This window comes from Mycobacterium sp. (assembly GCF_049585075.1).
In the GTDB taxonomy this organism is placed as follows: Bacteria; Actinomycetota; Actinomycetes; order Mycobacteriales; family Mycobacteriaceae; genus Mycobacterium.
Window position 1 is genome coordinate 1 of sequence record NZ_JBAUZA010000132.1, and the last position, 17,737, is coordinate 17,737.

Sequence of the window (17,737 nt, forward strand, 5' to 3'; positions counted from 1 at the left end):
CCCCGGGCCGGTTGCCAGCACCGCGGGTACCACCACGGCTACTGCCGCCAGCACTATCAGTGGGACTGCCGTGCGTCGACGCGCCAGCGCCGGCAGCCCGGCAGCCACCGCCATCAGCAGTACCACAGCCGATACGACTGCGAAAAGCGTTGTCCGCGAGGCTGGTACGGCCTCGCTGTTCCAGATCCCACCGAGGCTAGCCAGGCTACCCAGCGTGCCGAGGCCCGGCTCGGCGCGGGCTGCGAAAGCCGTAACGTCTGGAGCCTGCGCCCAGATTCGGTCCGCAGATGACAAGCCCAGTGCTGCAGCCGCCAACCATGGCAGCGCCGCCAACACGGCAGCGGCCAACGCGACGGCGGCGCATCGCCACCGCGCGCGACCCGCCCCCGGGGCAGCTATACAGACCAATGCGACCGTTGCGGCCAGGATCAGCCCGGTCGGGGTCAGTCCGGCCAGCGCGATCCAAAACACCAGCCCGAAAAGCCCCCGCGGGGAAGTCGGGTCCTCCGATCGCAGCGTCAGCATCGTCGTCGCCACCCAGGGCAGGCAGCCATAGCCGAGCAGCAGGCTCCAATGGCCCTGTAGCAATCGCTCCGCGACATAGGGATTCCAAATCGCAAGCGTGATCGCGACCAGTTGACCTCCGGCACCGGCTTCCGGCAACACCAGCGCGACCAGACGGGCTGCGCCCCAACCTGCCAGCCACAGACCTACGACCAGCAACGCCTTAACCACGAGGCCGCCATCGATGCAGTGCGACGCCAACGCGACGGCGAAATCTTGCGGCACAGCCCGGGGAGCCGACATCAGCCCGAGGGCGCTATCGGATAGGTAGGACCGCGGCGTGGACACCGCATCGCGCAGCAGGAAGTATCCGGGCCGCAGTAGCGGCGCAACCACCAGCAGTGCCAACGCCAGTGCGTACCCGGGACGGAACCACTGCAAAGCCCAGCGGGGTACCGGCCTCACGCGGCCCGGCTAGGAGTGATCGGGTGGACCCGAAGTCGGGGGACTATCCGCGCTTGGTGGACTCCCGCTCGGTGGCCCGTGTTCGCGCTGCAGGTCTTTGGGCGGTGTCGGCAGCTTCTCTGTTTCGGCCTCGGCACCGGGTACGCGTTCGACCGGAGGCTCGGCGCGGCCAAAGAAGCCGTGGTCGGCGGTATCCAGTCCGGGGTCGAGCAGCGCCGCCTCGGTCCGCAAGCTGAACGAGCCGAGCAGCAGGCCACCGATCAGTGCGATCACGCCGGACGCGGTGAAGCTGATCGGAAGCACCCGGGACCACAACGCCAACCGGTCGCGCTCGTTACGCGCGGCGTTGACCTGTGACTCGATGGTCTCTTCGTTGGAGGTGACCTTGTAATCAACAAGCGTCATCTCGGGCTTCAATGGATCGCGGGCATAGTAATGATTGGCGTGATCGTTTTCTTTGACGATGGTCCCTGACTCGGGGTCCACCCAGAAGGTCCGCTGCGCGGCGTAGTAGCGCGTCATCGTGATCTTCTCGTCCGGATCGCCGGGCACGTCCCACATCGCCGCGGAGGCGGTCACCCTGCTGTCCTCGTCGTTGGCATACAGCGAGGGATACTTGATCGGCTCGGCCAACTTGCCGTCGGCGTCGTAGCCGACGTCCTGCGTGAACTTGTAGGTGGTCAGCCCGTTGACGTCTTCTTGTCCGGTGTAGTTGGCGTCGAACGCCTTCTGCGCGATCGGGTCGAAATACGGGTACGTCCGCTTCTCGGTGTGGAACGGGAATCGGTAGGACAGTCCGTCGTGCGGCAACGCGATGTTGGTGGGCGGGTTTTCATCGTTGAAGCCGCGGGGCTTCTGCACGGCGCCACCGGGGTGGCTGTCATCGGAAACCGCCATCGCGGTTTTGCGGTTCAGCGTGACGGTGTCGACGAGCGCGAGCAGCAGCCCGGAGTCCTTTTGCTTGTCGCTGCGTCGAACGGAGCTGCCCACCTGCAGCGTGACGACATCGGCGTTGGCGGGTGATTCGACGTCGATCTGCTGCTGGGCTACCAGCGGCACGTTTTTGTTGATCACCAGTTTCTGGCTATTCATCGATGCCGGGTCCAGCGCGGTCCCGGTGCCGTCGCTGATCAACGTGGCGTTCAGATCGAGCGGAATCTTGGTGATCCTGCTGGCGGTGTACGTCCACAGCAGCAATGCAGCGACCAGCAAGGCGGCTCCGAATCCCATGATCCCGCACGCGGCCATCCGCAACATGACTGCTCGGTTCACGTTGCCGAGACCTCCTTGTGCTGGCGCAGCGAAGCAAAACTTGTTCGACCCTAACAGCAAAATTTAAGGTCCCGGTTTAGGTCCTCACGGTGGGCAAACGGGGTGTACCCGATTTGTCCGGTAAGCCATCGCGGGCACACTGTCCTCATGAGCGAGCGCCGTGAGGTGGGTGGGACGCGCAGCTTTCTGCCCGCTGTCGAAGGCATGCGGGCCTGCGCGGCGATCGGCGTCGTCGTCACCCACGTCGCATTCCAGACCGGGCACTCGACCGGGATCGACGGTCGGCTGTTCGGTCGCTTCGACCTTGCGGTCGCGGTGTTCTTCGCGCTGTCGGGGTTTCTGTTGTGGCGCGGACATGCTGGCGCGGCCCGCGGCGTGGGCTCGCGCCCGTCGACCGGTCATTACCTGCGATCGCGCGTGGTGCGGATCATGCCGGCCTACTTGGTGGCCGTCGTTGTCATCCTGACCCTGCTGCCCGACGCCGATCACCCCAGCCTGACGGTGTGGTTGGCAAACCTCTCACTCACCCAGGTCTATGTGCCGCTGACGTTGACGCACGGGCTCACCCAGATGTGGAGCCTGTCGGTGGAGGTCACGTTCTATCTGGCATTGCCGATCCTTGCGCTGCTGGCACGTCGGCTGCCGGTCCCCGCTCGAGTGCCGGTGATTGCGGCCTTCGGCGTTGCCAGCTGGTTGTGGGGCTGGATTCCTTTCGCCGCTCCGGCCGGGATCAATCCGCTGAACTGGCCGCCGGCGTTCTTCTCCTGGTTCGCGGCGGGCATGCTGCTCGCAGAGTGGGTGCACAGCCCGCCCGGGTGGGCGCTTCGGTTGGCCCGACGTCGGGTGTTGATGGCCGTCGTCGTGGTGGCGGCCTATCTGGTGGCCGCCTCACCATTGGCCGGGCCGGCGGGCCTGGTGCCGAGCAGTGCCGCGCAGTTCACGGTGAAGACCGCGATGGGTGCGTTGGTGGCGGCGGGTCTGGTGGCCCCGCTGGTGCTGGATCGGCCCGATACGGGCCATCGGCTTTTGGGTACCAGGCCGATGGTGACATTGGGACGCTGGTCTTACGGGATTTTCATCTGGCATCTTGCGGCGCTGACCATGGTGTTCCCGGTGATCGGCGAATTCTCGTTCAGAGGCCACATGCCCGAGGTCTTGGTGCTGACGCTGATCTTCGCGATCGCCATCGCCGCGGTAAGCTACGCGCTGGTCGAATCACCGTGTCGAGAGGCATTGCGGCGCTGGGAGTCTCGCCGAAAGCAGCGGCCGGTCCAGGACGGCGCCGCTAGCCGGCGTCAAGAAGATGCAATCGCGCCATGACCTCGGCGCGGACCGCCGAGCGGCGCGCTTTGCCGGCGTCGTCACGTAACGGGGTGTCGACGAACTCGATGGTGGCCGGCACCTTGTACCCAGCGATCAGGTCGCGCAGAAATGCCTGCACGGTCTGTTCATCCAACGCCGATCCCGCTTGAACGATCGCATATGGCACTTGCCCCAGATCCTCATGGGGTATGCCAACAACCAAGCAGGACAACACATCCGGATGGGCCGACAGGGCGTTCTCGATCTCGGCCGGATAGACGTTGCGGCCGCCGACGGTGAACATGTCGACCCGGCGATCCGACAGGTACAAGAACCCGTCCTCGTCGAAGTGGCCCAGGTCGCCTAGCGAGTCCCAGCCGTCGCGGGATTTCGCCGTCGTGCCGACGTACCGGTAGGTCGGTGGGCTGCCGGGGCTGGGGCGCATGTAGATCTCGCCGATCACGCCGGGCGGGCACGGGTTGCCGTCGTCGTCGAGCACCTTCATCTCGCCGGCCACGACGATCCCGACGGACCCGCGGTGCGTCAGCCACTGGTCTCCGGAGATGAAGGTCAGTGCCTGTAATTCGGTGCCGCCGTAGAGTTCCCAGACCTTCTCCGGGCCCAGCAGGTCGATCCAGGCCTGCTTGATCGCCGGCGGGCACGGCGCTCCCAGATGCCAGAACCGCCGGATCGACGAGAGGTCGTAGGCTTGCGGGTCGGCGTGGTAGACCGGCAGCAGTCGCTGCATGATGGTCGGAACCGTCGTCAGGAACGTGACGCGATGGTCGGTGATCAGCCGGAGGAACTGCTGCGGGTCGAACCGGCTCATCAGAATGAGATGGTGGCGCATCAGCAAAGCGATTGTGGCGGTGGTGAAGCCGGTGTTGTGGCTCAGCGGCACCGGCACCATGGTGGTGTCGCCCTCCTGAGCGCCGAGGGGGTAACCGATGGCGGCCGGTATGCGGCTGTCAATGCCGGATTCGATGAGCTTTGGCCGGCCGGTGCTGCCGCCGGACCCCATCGCCTTCCACACCGGCGACACCGCTTCGGGCAGCGCGGCGTCAGACAGGCCGGGGTCGGGCACGAAACCTGCTGGAAAGCTTGGTATTTGGTGATGGTCCCGTCCCACCAGCAATTTTGGCGGCCGTAAGTCCAGCATGCCTTGCAACTCGGCGTCTGGCAGCCGCGCGGATAACGGTTGGGGCACAGCGCCAAGTTTCCAGCACGCCACCGCGGCTTGAATCCATTCGATCGAGTTGGGCAGCACCATGGTCACGTAATCGCCGACGCCGACGCCGAGTTCGGCGTAGGCGCGCGCCAACCGGTTCGTCGAGCGGTCCAGTTCGGCGCGGGTCAGCGTGCACCCGTCGCAGGTGACGGCCGGTTCGTCGGGGGCGAGCGCGGCCAGCGCCGAAATCTGCGTGCCGATCGGTGGGATCGGTTCAGGCTCGGTCACTGGTAGGCGCCCGTCTGCTCGAAGATGCGGCGCGGGTTGTCGACGAGCATGGTGTGCAGCTGCTCGTCGGTGACCCCGCGTTGCTTGAGTGCGGGAATCACGTCGTTGTGGATGTGCAGGTAATGCCAATTGGGGGCGGCCACCGGCAGCAGCTCCTCGGGCAGTGCGTCGAAATAGCAGTTGGCGTCATGCGAGAGCACCATCTTGTCGGTGTGCCCGCGTTCGCACATCTGCGCCACGATGTTCACCCGCTCCTCGAACGGCAAGATCACGTCGATGCCGAACCGGTCCATTCCCAAGTAGGAGCCGGCGGCGATCAGCTCCTCGAGATAGCCGACGTCGGTACTGTCGCCGGAATGGCCGATGATCACCCGGCTCAGGTCGACACCTTCTTCTTCGAAGATGCGTTGTTGCTCGAGTCCGCGGCGTAGCCCCGCGTGGGTGTGCGTGGAGATCGGCACCCCGGTGCGCTTGTGCGCTTGCGCGACCGCGCGCAGCACCCGCTCGACGCCAGGGGTGATACCGGGCTCGTCGGTGGCGCATTTGAGAATCCCGGCCTTGATGCCGGTGTCGGCGATGCCCTGCTCGATGTCTCGGACGAACATGTCGGTCATGGTCTCCGGGCCGTCCATTGGCGTGCCCGGGCCCAGGTAGTGGAAACAGAACGGGACATCGTTGTAGGTGTACAGGCCTGTAGCGACAACGATATTCAGGTCCGTTTCCGCGGCGACCCGGGCGATGCGGGGAATGTAGCGGCCCAGCCCGATCACGGTGAGGTCGACGATGGTGTCCACGCCGCGTGACTTGAGCTCGTTGAGCCGGGTGACGGCGTCAGCCACCCGCGCGTCTTCGTCGCCCCATGCCTCTGGGTAGTTCTGCGCGACTTCCGTGGTCATGATGAAGACGTGTTCGTGCATCAGCGTGACACCGAGTTCGGCCGTGTCGATCGATCCGCGGGCAGTATTCAGTTGCGACATGGGCCTGATGCTAAGGCTCCGGCGGCTCAAGTTCGTAGCGATTGTCGGCAGCGACATGCCGAGGACCCTGCTCCCGCTGACAACCGAAAAGCGGTCGCGCGGCTAAGCGGCCTCCCGAGCTGGGGATGTCTGGTGCACGCTTCTTGACAGGCATGGTTGATCCCGGGCAGCACCTGATGTGTGACGTCGGCCCCGGTCCGGATCGTCATAGCCGCTTGTAAGCGTTTCGGTTGTTGCACGGCTCATCTACCGTCGCGCCTCATGCGCGAGTTTGGTAGGCCTTCCAACGATCGGGATCGTCCTCGAGCGCAGCGCGGTCCCAACTGGCATGGACTGCCGCCGCCTCATAGGTGTCTTGCAAGAATCCGAGCAGCATCTGGTCGGGGTTGGTTGCCTGCCGCACCGCTTCATAAGGCAACAAGTATTCACCCAAATCCGTGTCGTAGCGGGCTTCCGCTGGGTTGACCGGGTGGTCGGCGAAGCCGTTAGGTTCGGGATAGGCATAGGCGTAGAAAGCGCCCTCGTCACCGCCGCCGGGAAAGAACCCGCAGCTGCTCAGTTCTCGCGAGTAGCCCTCGACCATCACCCAGTCTCCGACATTGGGTACACCGCCCGGGTGGCGTGGCGCACCGCGCCCGGAAAACCGCGTGCACGCAAGATCCATTGCACCCCAGAAGAAATGGACGGGGCTCACCTTACCTACGAACCGAGCCCGGAACTGGCCGAGCACTCGGTTTGCCTGAAGCAGCTGACGCCAGAACAGGTTTGCTGCTTTGGGGTCGTATGACGCGTGTTGGACATCCTCGGCGAATGGTGGGGCCGGGTCCACCTCGTTGGGGTGCGGCTGGATGCGCGTGGAGAAGCCCAGTTCGTCGAGTGCCCGCATCGTCTGCGAGTAGAACTCGGCCACCGATTGCGGTTCCAGGCGCACGCTGCGGGTAGCACCAGCGCTGCTGCGGATGAGTAGCAGATGATCGATGAAGTCGAACTCGATGTCAAACGCCGCTGTCCCGTACGGGATAGTCGACGTCGTCATACCACGTGGAGTCACATAAGAGGTGACCTGCCACCAGTGGTTAACCAAAGGCGAATGGGCCAGTCGGACCTTGCCGACAATCTGGGTCCACATGTGCAGTGTTTGTCTTGTTGGAGTCCAGTCGTCGACCCGCAGGCTGGGCCACGCAACGGTGTCTTTGTGGTGCGTCGTCACGATCACTCCTCGGCTCTGGTCGGCATCCCGGCTTACCGCTTGTTGCGGCTACCCCGATGATGGTCGTCAGCCGAGTTATGCGCTGGCTTTAGCTGCATTGCGCGCGCCAGCGTCAGAATGCGTTGTCGTCGAGGTCCATCAATGCGGTTGACGTGCGAGCCAAGATGCCGCGCGTCGCGGTGATCTCGGGCAGCACGTTGGCGGCAAAGAACTGCGCCGCGGCGATCTTGCCCTCATAGAAGGCCTGGTCTTTGCCGATCGCACCGGAATCGAGTGCACGCAAGGCGATTTCAGCGTGGAAAAGCAGCTGCCAACCGATGAGCAGATCACCGACCGCCAGCAGGTACCGCACCGAGCCGAGCCCGATCTTGTAGAGCTCGGTTGATGCTTCGGCCGAGCCCATCAGATAACCGGTCAGGGTGGCCGTGATCGCCTGCACATCCTCCAAGGCGGTGCGCAAGTAGGCGCGATCCACCTTGAGTCGTTGGTCGGCGACGTCGCTGTCGATGAAGGACTGGATTTGGGTGGCGACATGGGCCAGCGCGACACCCTTGTCACGCGCGATTTTTCGGAAGAAAAAGTCCTGCGCCTGGATCGCGGTGGTGCCCTCATACAGCGAGTCGATCTTGGCGTCGCGGATGTACTGCTCGATCGGGTAGTCCTGCAAGAAGCCCGAGCCGCCCAGGGTTTGCAGCGATTCAGTCAGATATTGGTAGGCCCGCTCGGAGCCCACACCTTTGATGATCGGTAACAGCAGGTCGTTGACCCGGTTTGCCGTGTCTTCGTCAGCACCTGAGACTGCCTTGGCGACAACGGGATCCTGGTGGGCCGCGGTGTAGAGGTAAATGGCACGCAATCCCTCGGCGTAAGCCTTCTGCATGATCAAGGACCGCCGCACGTCCGGGTGGCGGGTGATCGGCACTCGCGGGGCGCCCTTATCGAGCATCTGGGTCATATCGGCGCCCTGGATCCGCGTCTTGGCGTAGTCGAGCGCGTTGAGGTAGCCGGTCGACAACGTTCCCGACGATTTGATGCCGACTAGCATGCGGGCGTTTTCGATGACTTTGAACATCTGGGCAATGCCGTCGTGGGTGTCGCCGACCAGCCAACCCTTCGCGGGAACGCCTTGCGCTCCGAACGTCAGCTCGCATGTCGGGGATGCCTTGTATCCCATCTTGTGCTCGAGGCCGGTCGCGAATACGCCGTTGCGGCCGGTGATCTCGAAGCTATTCCAGTCGAACAAATACTTCGGCACGACGAAGAGGCTGAGGCCCTTGGTGCCCGCGCTCGCGCCCACGGGGCGGGCCAGTACCAGGTGCAGGATGTTTTCGACGGTGTCGCCGAGATCGCCACCGGAAATGAACCTCTTGACGCCTTCGAGGTGCCACGAGCCGTCGGGCTGCTCGATGGCTTTGGTGCGTCCGGCGCCCACGTCGGAGCCGGCGTCCGGCTCGGTGAGCACCATCGTTGCGCCCCAACGTTTTTCAACTGCCGCGTTGGCCAATGCGCGCTGCTTTTCGTTGCCGAGCCCGTAGAGGACGTCGGCCATCGCCGGTCCGGCGTAGTAGAAAAACAGTGCCGGGTTGGCGCAGATGATCATCTCCAGAATTGCCCACACCGTCGTTCTCGACACCGCAGTGCCACCGATCTCCGGCGCGACACTCAGCCGCCACCACTCCGCGTCCCAGATCGCTTGCACCGTCGTGCGGATCGGGTCCGGCACGGTGATGGTGTGCTGGTCCGGCAGAAACACCGGCGGCTCGCGGTCGGCGGCGACGAATGACTCGGCGACCGGGCCTTGGGCGAAGCGGGCAACTTCGGCCAAGATCTCACGCGTGGTAGCGCTGTCGAGCTCACCGACCGATCCAGAATCCAGGATCGGCCCGAGCTCGAGCGCTTCGAATAGGTTGAACTCGATGTCGCGCAAGTTCGCCTTGTAATGGCCCATGCTGCCCTCCTCGGTGCAGTATGGAGTGCCGTGCCGGTTTACGCGGCTATTTCCGAGGTGTCGGACATCGGGCGCGCTGTCTCGTTGCGAGCGTGAACATGTCGGTTACAGCTCACGCGTTGTACGTGCTTAGCCGATGAGCCCTTCGTCGGGTGGCGGCTCGCTCTCACCGGACACCCGATCGAGGTGTGAGTCGGCGGGTTTCCGGACCAGCGGCGCCGGCGGCAGGACCTGAATGTTCATCCCCCTTGATGAGTGACCTGGCTCACAGTAAAGTGACCAGTGGTCATCGACCGCGAGGAGGACGAATGCCGACGGTTACTTGGGCTCGAGTCGACCCGGCGCGCCGCGCGGCCGTCGTGGAGGCTGCGGAGGCCGAGTTCGGATTGCACGGCTTCTCGAGCGGCAGCCTGAACGTCATCGCCCGGCGTGCAGGGGTGGCCAAAGGCAGCCTGTTCCAATACTTCGCGGACAAGCGCGACCTGTATGCGTTCATCGCCGACATTGCCAGCCAGCGGGTGCGCGCCTACATGGAAAACCGCATCCGCGAACTCGACCCAAGCCGTCCGTTCTTCGACTTTCTGACCGACTGGCTCGACGCGTGGGTGGCATACTTCGCCGACCATCCGCATGAACGCGCGCTGCACGCCGCGGCGACTCTTGAAGTCGACACCGAAGCCCGTGTCAGCGTGCAGAACGTCATTCACCGGCACTATCTGGAAGTGATGCGGCCGCTCGTCCGCGACGCGCACGTCCGCGGCGACCTACGTGCCGACGCCGACACCGACGCGATGATGTCGCTGCTCCTGCTGATCTTTCCGCATCTCGCGCTGGCGCCATATGTGCGCGGCCTGGACCCGATTCTCGGACTTGACGAGCCCACCCCGGAGCAACCGGCACTGGCGGTGCGCCGGCTCGTCGCGGTACTGGCGGCGGCATTTGCCCCGTTGCCGCAAGCTCATCAAATGAAGATCAAGGAGGTCACCACATGACACGAACGCATACGGGCTCGATGGTCGCCGGCGGGCTGAACTGGGACAGCTTGCCGCTCAAGCTATTCGCCGGTGGTAACGCGAAGTTTTGGAACCCGGCCGACATCGACTTCTCCCGCGACCGCGCCGACTGGGAGCGGCTTACGGACGACGAACGCCACTACGCCACCCGGCTATGCGCCGAGTTCATCGCCGGCGAAGAAGCGGTGACCGAGGACATTCAGCCGTTCATGTCCGCGATGCGGGCCGAAGGCCGGCTGGGTGACGAGATGTACCTGACGCAGTTCGCGTTCGAGGAAGCCAAGCACGTCCAGGTGTTCCGGATGTGGCTCGACGCCGTCGGCATCACCGACGACCTTCACGTCTTTCTCGAGGATGTCCCGACCTACCGCACGATCTTCTACGAGGAGTTGCCGGCCTGCCTCAACGTGCTGTCCGTCGATCCCTCGCCGGCCGCGCAGATCCGCGCGTCCGTCACCTACAACCACATGGTCGAAGGCATGCTGGCGCTGACCGGTTACTTCGGCTGGCACAAGATCTGCGTAGAGCGCGGCATCCTTCCCGGCATGCAGGAGCTGGTGCGGCGCATCGGTGACGACGAGCGACGCCACATGGCGTGGGGCACATTCACCTGCCGGCGCCATGTCGCCGCCGATGATGCCAACTGGGACGTCTTCGAAACGCGAATGAACGAGCTCATGCCGCTCGGCCTGCGCCTCATCGAAGAGGGCTTCGCCCTGTATGACCCGATGCCGTTCGGCCTTTCGGTGGACGAGTTCATGCAATATGCCGCCGACAAGGGGATGCGCCGGTTCGGCACGATCGCCAGCGCCCGCGGGCGACCGGTCGAGGAGATCGACCTCGACTACTCGCCGGTGCAGCTGGAGGACACGTTCGCCGACGAGGACGAGAAGGCGCTGGCTGCGGTCTAGCCGACCTCCCCTCTGCACCGAGATCGACGTCAGCGCCGATGTTTCGGCGTTTTTGGGCTCTAGCGTCGATCTCGGCGCGGCGCTGGACGCCGAGTTACCCGACCCGCGGCGCTGGACGCCGAGTTACCCGACCCACACGGTTTTGGCGTTGCAGAACGCGCGGATTCCCAGACCCGCGAGCTCGCGACCGTAGCCGGAGCGTTTGACGCCGCCGAACCCTAATTCGGGGTAGGACACCGTCATTCCGTTGATGAAGACCTGTCCGGCCTCGATGTCGTCGATGAACCGCGCCTGCTCGGCTTCGTCACTGGTCCAGGCGTTGGATCCCAGCCCGAACGTGGTGGCGTTGGCGATCTCGATGGCTTCGTCGATGCCGGACGCTCGATACATCGAGGCGACCGGGCCGAACACCTCCTCGGTGTAGAGCGCCATGTCCTTGGTGATGTCGGTGACCACGGTGGGCGGGTAGAACCAGCCCGCGCGGTCGGGGGTCTTGCCGCCGGTACGGACCTTCGCGCCGGCGGCCACGGCGTCCTCGACCTGCTTGGCGATCTCGTCGCGGCCGGATTCGGTGGCCAGCGGGCCGACGTCGGTTTTCGGGTCGGTCGGGTCACCGACTGTGAGCGCTTCCATCTTTTCGACGTACTTGTCCACGAAGTCGTCGTAAATGTCGGTGTGCACGATGAACCGCTTCGCGGCGATGCAGGACTGGCCGTTGTTTTGCACCCGCGCCGTGACCGCGGTGGCGACGGCCTGGTCGAGGTCCGCGGACGGCATCACGATGAACGGGTCGCTGCCGCCGAGTTCCATCACGGTGGGCTTGATCTCGTCACCGCAGATGGCGGCGACGGACTGGCCGGCCGGTTCGCTGCCGGTCAGAGTGGCCGCCGCAACCCGCGGATCACGCAGGATGCGCTCGACTGCGCTGGACGAAACCAGCAACGTCTGGAAGCAGCCCTCCGGGAACCCCCCGCGCCTGATGACATCGGAGAGATACAGCGCCGACTGCGGCACGTTGGAGGCGTGCTTGAGGATGCCGACGTTGCCGGCCATCAGGGCAGGCGCGGCAAATCGGACGGCCTGCCACAGCGGAAAGTTCCACGGCATCACGGCTAGCACCACCCCAAGCGGCTGGTAGCGGGTGTAAGCCCGCTTCGCACCGACCTTCGACGCCTCCGCCGGCTCGTCGGCCAGCAGCTTCTCGGCGTTCTCGGCGTAATAGCGGAAACCCTTGGCGCACTTGACTGCTTCGGCTTTGGCCGATTTCAGCGTCTTGCCCATCTCCAGGGTCATCATCGCTGCGGTCTGGTCGGCCTCCGCTTCCAGCAAGTCAGCGGTGGCATTTGCCCACTTGGCGCGCTGAGCGAAAGTGGTGGAGTGCCGATAGTCGAGGAACCGGTCGTGGGCACGGGCGATCGCCGCCTCGATTTCGTCGTCTGTTGCCGGGGTGAAGGTCTGGACCGTCTCGCCGGTGGCCGGGTTGATCGTGGCGATGGACACGCTGACATCCTTCGAGTGAGTGGGTTTGCAAACGTCCGGTGTCCAGCCTGCCACTATCCTGGCCCGGGGAGGTGACGGATGATTACAGCCGCGCAACTAATGGTGAAATGCCTGGAAAACGAGGGCGTCGCCGTCGTCTTTGGGCTGCCGGGCGAGGAGAACATCCGCTTTGTGCAGGCGTTGGCCGCGTCTGACATTCGCTACGTGCTCACTCGTCACGAGCAGGCGGCGTCGTTCATGGCTGAGATGTATGGGCGGGTCACCGGCCGGGCGGCGGTGGTGTCGGCCACTCTGGGTCCGGGCGCGATCAACATGCAGCTGGGCGTCGCCGACGCCACGACTAACAGCACGCCGTTGGTCGCGATCTCCGCACAGGTCGGCCAGGATCGGCAGTTCAAGGAGTCGCACCAGTACGTCGACCTGGTGTCGATGTTCACCCCGATCACCCGCTGGGCAGCCGGTATCCCGACCGTGCAGGCCATACCGGAGATGTTCCGCAAGGCGTTCAAAGTCGCCGAGACCGAACGCCCGGCCGCGGTCTACCTCGCTGTACCGGAACACATAGATGCCGACGACGGCGAATACGACTTGACGCCGTTGCCGCGCAACGTGGTCCGCGCCGACGCGCCGGCCTTCCGGCAGGTGGCCCGTGCGGTCGACATTCTGCGCGAGGCCAAGCGGCCGGTCGTGTTGGCCGGGCACGGCGCGGCACGTGCCGACGCGACCGCGGCCCTGGTGCGGTTTTCTGAGGAATTCGGCATCCCGGTGGCCAACACGTTCCACGGCAAGGGCGTCATGCCCGACGACCACCCCAACAGCATCGGCACCCTCGGGTTCATGCGACACGACTACGTCAACTTCGGGTTCGACAACGCCGACGTCGTCATCGCGGTCGGCTACGAGCTGCAGGAATTCGACCCAGTCCGAATCAACCCCAAGGCAGACAAGAAGATCATCCACCTGCATCGCTTTCCGGCCGAGGTCGATGCGCACTATTCCGTCAACGTCGGGATCATCGGCGACATCAGCGCCTCACTCGACGCACTGACCGAGGCGCTCGGCGGCCACACCTTCGACGCTAACCCGGAGATACCTGGCTCGGGCATGCTCGACGAGGAATTCGCTCGGGGACAAGAAGATTCGCGATATCCACTGGCACCCGCGCGGGTAGTCGCCGATACCCGCGCCGCATTGGACCGCAGCGACATCGTTCTGGTTGACACCGGCGCCACCAAGATGTGGATGGCTCGGCTCTATCCCACCTACGAACACAACACTTGCCTGATCTCAAATGGCTTGTCCACTATGAGTTTTGCGTTACCTGGAGCCCTTGGGGTCAAATTGGCACGGCCCGAGTCTAAGGTGCTGGCCGTGGTGGGTGACGGCGCATTCTTGATGAACTCTCAAGAGATCGAAACCGCCGTCCGGGAGCAGATACCGCTGGTTGTGTTGATCTGGGAGGACGGTGGATACGGTCTCATCGAATGGAAGATGGATCTCGAGCTCGGAGAGCATCACTACGTGCGGTTCGGCAATCCCGACATCGTGAGCTACGCAGAAAGCTTCGGCGCCAAGGGTTATCAAATTAAGAGTGCCGAAGAGCTGTTGCCCACCTTGAAGGCTGCGCTCGATGACGACGGCGTCTCTCTGATCAACTGTCCGGTGGATTACTCCGAAAATCTGCGGCTGACCGACCGGCTCGGCGAGCTCGACGAGACGCTCTAACGGACCCTCGCTGTCCTCAGTGAAATGGGCCGCAGGTAGCTGCCCTCGAGCGTGCGATGCCACCACGCGTGGTCACGCCGGAGCTCCGCGCCGGTGGTAAAGCGGTATCGGTAAAGCTGCGCGCGCACGTACCGCGGCGGCGAATCCGGGAACGGATTGTGCCGAAGCAGGCGCAGCGTCGCCGGATCATTCTGCAAGAGCTGCACCATAAATGGGCGTAGCCAGGGATACGCATAGTGCGGTGAGATGGCGGCAAACCACATCAGCCAGTCGAGTCGAAGGTGATACGGCGCCCATTGCGGCGGCGCTCGCCGCACTGATCCGGGCTTGCCTTTGAACTCGTATTCCTTCCACACCGTCTGATCGGTGAGCTTCGGCTCATCGGTACCTTCGATCACCACCTCCCGGCGGGTTCGGCCGACGGTGCCGAACGCGCCGTAGGTGTTGATCAAATGATATGCGTTGAACGACATGTTCATTCGCTGCCGCGGAGAGATCATGTTGGCCACCGGGAAATAGGTCAGCATCACGGTGAACACCGTGAATACGATCACCAGGCCGGCGAACCAGGGAGGAGCCGCGGCCAACGTCGGCTGCTTGGGGATCGGCAGCACTGCCGCCGCCGACGATGCGTCGATTGCGCTGCAGCCCAACAGAATCGTCAACCAGTTGAGCCAGGCGAAGTTGCCAGACACCACCAGCCACAGTTGGGTGATGACCACGACCGTTCCGGCGATGCTGGCCACCGGCTGGGGGGCGAACAATCCGAACGGGACGACGAGCTGCGCGAAATGGTTACCGAGGACTTCCACCCGATGCAGAGGTTTGGGTAGGTGGTGGAAGAACCAGCTCAACGGCCCCGGCATCGGCTGAGTTTCGTGGTGGTAGTACAGGCACGTCAGGTCGCGCCAGCACGAATCACCGCGGAGCTTGATCAAGCCCGCGCCGAATTCGAGTCGGAAGAGCAGCAGACGCGCCAGCCACATCGCCAGCACCGGTGGCGCCACCCGGTCGTTGCCGAGGAAGATCGCCAGGAAACCGGTTTCCAGCAGCAGCGACTCCCAGCCGAACGAGTACCACGTCTGCCCGACGTTGACGATCGACAGGTAAAGCACCCAGAGCAGCAGCCACACCAACACCGAGGCGAACAATGGCAATACGCCCGACAAGCCCAGCGCCATCGCCGCTGACAGCAGCGCACCCGACCAGGCGAGCGTCGCGAAGAACCGATCGGAATAGTGGACGTGGAAGATGCTCGGCGCTTTCCGAAAGGATTGTCGGGCCAGATATTGCGGCACCGGCAGTAGTCCACGCTCACCGATCAGCGCCCGAAACTGCCGTGCCGCACCAACAAACGCGAGCACATAAACGACCGCGATGCCGCGCTCGAGTATCAGCCTGCCCAACCAATACTCGGGTGCGTGAAACCATCCCATGTCCGTGACTCCTCGCACGGTGGACGTCTGTCACCATCCTGCCTGATCACCGGATCTGCGGAGGCGCAATCCCTGCGATGACCGCTCCCATATTGGCCAACGCGACGTTCTGTTGATCCCAGTAGCTGCTGTGCGGATCGGCGCTGGGCAACCCCGCGGGGCCGGTGGGTCCTGGATCGGCCGCCAAACCACGGGCACCGAAGTTCGGCGCGGTCGGGTCGGGTCCCAGCGTCCATTCGGTGACCACCCCGCTGATGCCGATGATGTCGTTGGCCGCCCGCATCGCATACACGTGGGCGCCGGGGTTCAGGCTGAGCCCGCCGGCGCGATCTACCAGCATCCCCGGGCTGCCGACCGCGATGACATTGTCGGCATCGAGGTGATGTCCACCTGACGCTGCGGCGCCGATCAGCGTCGAGCCGTAGCTGTGGCCGATAACGGTGTCGATCGAGGCCGGCCCGACGTGCGAGGCACGAAGGCCGGTTTCGAACGCGTCCAACCCACCGGCACCCGTCCGGGCGGCATCACGAAAGGCCGCATGGCTCAAGCTCATTGGCCGGTCATAGCCCATCCATGTCGTGATCGACACATCGCGGACGCCAAGAGTTTTGTCTGCGGTGCGCGCCGCGTTGTACATCGCGACTGATCTTGCGTCGCTGAACGGCAGCCGGGCCGGGTCCTGGCCGGTTCCTGGTACGAATATGCCGTTGCGTTTGGCGTAGTCCGGGTTTCCGATGGCCACCGCTACGTGGCCGGTTTCGTCGAGGTAGCCCAGGTAGCGACTCATCCCATCGCGGCGATCCAGGTCGGCTCGTACCGCCTGATACCCCTGCAGCTGATGTCGCGCCGCCGCCAGCTGTGATTGCAATGCATAGAGCGCGCCGTCGTCGACGTTGTGGCCGGCCAGCATGTCGTCGACGCTGTGCTGCATCCGGTCAACGGTAGCTTCGGTCTGCCGCTGGAGCTCCTGTAGGTGCAGCCGGTTGTAGTGATCTTTGCCCAAGTGATCCGTTGGGTCCCATGGCATCCCGGCGTGGTTGCCGATGTTGTGGTCTTGGCGGTATAGCCGGTCTTTTTCGCCGGGGCTGAGCTGATTCCATAACTGGTTGAACTGCTTCGGGTCATTGGGCAGCGGCTCACCAAGCGCATCCCGGGTCGGGCGATTGTCGCGCGTTCCAGGCGGTGGGGGCGGGTCTCCGTCGGCGAAACTGATCGCGTTCGCCAGCTCCTGGTCGACCGCGTTGGCCTCGGCCACAATTGCGTCTAACCGTGGCTGCAGCTGCATTTCGGCGATCAGCGCTGCCGTCGGCGGACCGCTGAACATTGTGCTCGGCACCACCTTGTTGGCCAGGGGGTCGATCGTCATCTGCAGCTCGACGGCATCGTGGCGCAGAGTGCGCAACGCTGTCTGGACGTGTTCGATGCCGTCGGCGGCCCTGCTCGCCGCCTGAGCCACCGCCAACGACTTGTTGCCGTGCGCGTCGAGGTCTTGGCGGATTGCGGTATTGGTGTGCTTCCTGGCCTCGGCGGTTGCCCCTTCCCAGGCGTCGAATACCGCCAGCGAGCCCAGCTGACGCGACGCCTCCAGCGTGGCGTGCCCGCGCGCGCGGGCCGCGCGGAACACCATCCGTACCGCGTCGGCGCTCCACCGATCGATATCGGCCACCGGCAAGCTCACGCGGTATGCCGTAACAGCGTTGAGCAGGGGGCACAACTCACCCGCTGGCTGAATTGCCTACCGGGCGGATGTGTGCCATGACGTCGCCGACGCGGCCAGGACCGCGAGTGAAATCAGCGCCAGCAGTTGCACTCCGGCCGAATGCCCGGCGTAGCCGTCGACTGCCCGCCACGGATGCCGGGACAACGCCGCGCCGGCCAAAATCAGCCCGCCGGCGGTCAACCCCACAGTGGCCATGTCTCGCCGCCGGGGCCGGTCACGCAGCACCCACTGCATGCCGAGGGCGGCGCCAAACACCAGCACGCCGACCGCTCCAGCGATCACCGCCCCGCCGGTCAGC

General features: G+C 64.5%; 13 protein-coding genes and 1 pseudogene. 4 read left to right on the forward strand and 10 right to left on the reverse strand.

Annotation, left to right across the window (positions count from 1 at the left end):
• Window positions 1-945, reverse strand: a pseudogene (locus tag WB785_RS06160) (hypothetical protein); the annotation flags it as partial.
• A 33-nt stretch (window positions 946-978) separates the two neighbouring features.
• A complete protein-coding gene (locus tag WB785_RS06165) occupies window positions 979-2,241 on the reverse strand; it encodes a DUF3068 domain-containing protein (RefSeq protein WP_424077878.1) in 1,263 nt (420 codons plus the stop codon).
• A gap of 147 nt (window positions 2,242-2,388) precedes the next feature.
• Between WB785_RS06165 and WB785_RS06170 the strand changes: the two genes are divergently transcribed.
• Entirely contained in the window at window positions 2,389-3,561 is a 1,173-nt protein-coding gene (locus WB785_RS06170) for an acyltransferase family protein (protein ID WP_424077880.1), read from the forward strand.
• Here the strand turns inward: WB785_RS06170 and WB785_RS06175 are convergent.
• The 4 genes from WB785_RS06175 to WB785_RS06190 form a co-directional block, all read right to left on the reverse strand.
• Window positions 3,527-4,999 (reverse strand): AMP-binding protein, encoded by a 1,473-nt coding sequence (locus WB785_RS06175; RefSeq protein WP_424077881.1) that lies wholly within the window; start codon window positions 4,997-4,999, stop codon window positions 3,527-3,529. The two genes, WB785_RS06170 and WB785_RS06175, sit on opposite strands and share 35 nt — an antisense overlap.
• Window positions 4,996-5,976: a phosphotriesterase-related protein gene (locus WB785_RS06180; protein WP_424077882.1), complete on the reverse strand. Its 981-nt coding sequence runs from the start codon at window positions 5,974-5,976 to the stop codon at window positions 4,996-4,998. The genes WB785_RS06175 and WB785_RS06180 overlap by 4 nt, the downstream gene beginning before the upstream one ends.
• A 259-nt stretch (window positions 5,977-6,235) precedes the next feature.
• The gene (locus tag WB785_RS06185; protein WP_424077883.1) at window positions 6,236-7,186 is read right to left on the reverse strand and encodes a DUF5996 family protein; all 951 of its coding nucleotides are present in this window, start codon (window positions 7,184-7,186) and stop codon (window positions 6,236-6,238) included.
• 112 nt (window positions 7,187-7,298) lie between these two features.
• Window positions 7,299-9,134: an acyl-CoA dehydrogenase gene (locus WB785_RS06190; protein ID WP_424077885.1), complete on the reverse strand. Its 1,836-nt coding sequence runs from the start codon at window positions 9,132-9,134 to the stop codon at window positions 7,299-7,301.
• Window positions 9,135-9,442: 308 nt separating this feature from the next.
• On the opposite strand from WB785_RS06190, the gene WB785_RS06195 reads away from it, so the two are divergent.
• Window positions 9,443-10,126 (forward strand): TetR/AcrR family transcriptional regulator, encoded by a 684-nt coding sequence (locus WB785_RS06195; RefSeq protein ID WP_424077886.1) that lies wholly within the window; start codon window positions 9,443-9,445, stop codon window positions 10,124-10,126.
• Window positions 10,123-11,058 carry a R2-like ligand-binding oxidase gene (locus WB785_RS06200; protein ID WP_424077887.1) on the forward strand — a complete coding sequence of 312 codons (936 nt, stop codon included), beginning with the start codon at window positions 10,123-10,125 and terminating at the stop codon, window positions 11,056-11,058. The genes WB785_RS06195 and WB785_RS06200 overlap by 4 nt, the downstream gene beginning before the upstream one ends.
• 123 nt (window positions 11,059-11,181) lie before the next feature.
• On the opposite strand, the gene WB785_RS06205 is transcribed toward WB785_RS06200, so the two are convergent.
• Window positions 11,182-12,558 (reverse strand): NADP-dependent succinic semialdehyde dehydrogenase, encoded by a 1,377-nt coding sequence (locus tag WB785_RS06205; RefSeq protein WP_424077888.1) that lies wholly within the window; start codon window positions 12,556-12,558, stop codon window positions 11,182-11,184.
• A 78-nt stretch (window positions 12,559-12,636) separates the two neighbouring features.
• On the opposite strand from WB785_RS06205, the gene WB785_RS06210 reads away from it, so the two are divergent.
• Complete coding sequence (locus WB785_RS06210; protein ID WP_424077889.1) at window positions 12,637-14,283, forward strand: acetolactate synthase large subunit; 1,647 nt, start codon at window positions 12,637-12,639, stop codon at window positions 14,281-14,283.
• Here WB785_RS06210 and WB785_RS06215 read toward each other — a convergent pair.
• From WB785_RS06215 to WB785_RS06225, 3 genes are all read right to left on the reverse strand, one after another.
• The gene (locus WB785_RS06215) at window positions 14,280-15,719 is read right to left on the reverse strand and encodes a lipase maturation factor family protein (RefSeq protein ID WP_424077891.1); all 1,440 of its coding nucleotides are present in this window, start codon (window positions 15,717-15,719) and stop codon (window positions 14,280-14,282) included. The genes WB785_RS06210 and WB785_RS06215 overlap by 4 nt on opposite strands.
• Before the next feature lie 46 nt (window positions 15,720-15,765).
• The gene (locus tag WB785_RS06220; RefSeq protein WP_424077893.1) at window positions 15,766-17,397 is read right to left on the reverse strand and encodes an alpha/beta hydrolase; all 1,632 of its coding nucleotides are present in this window, start codon (window positions 17,395-17,397) and stop codon (window positions 15,766-15,768) included.
• A 57-nt stretch (window positions 17,398-17,454) separates the two neighbouring features.
• On the reverse strand, window positions 17,455-17,737 hold a 283-nt coding region (locus tag WB785_RS06225; RefSeq protein ID WP_424077894.1), incomplete at its 5' end, for a hypothetical protein.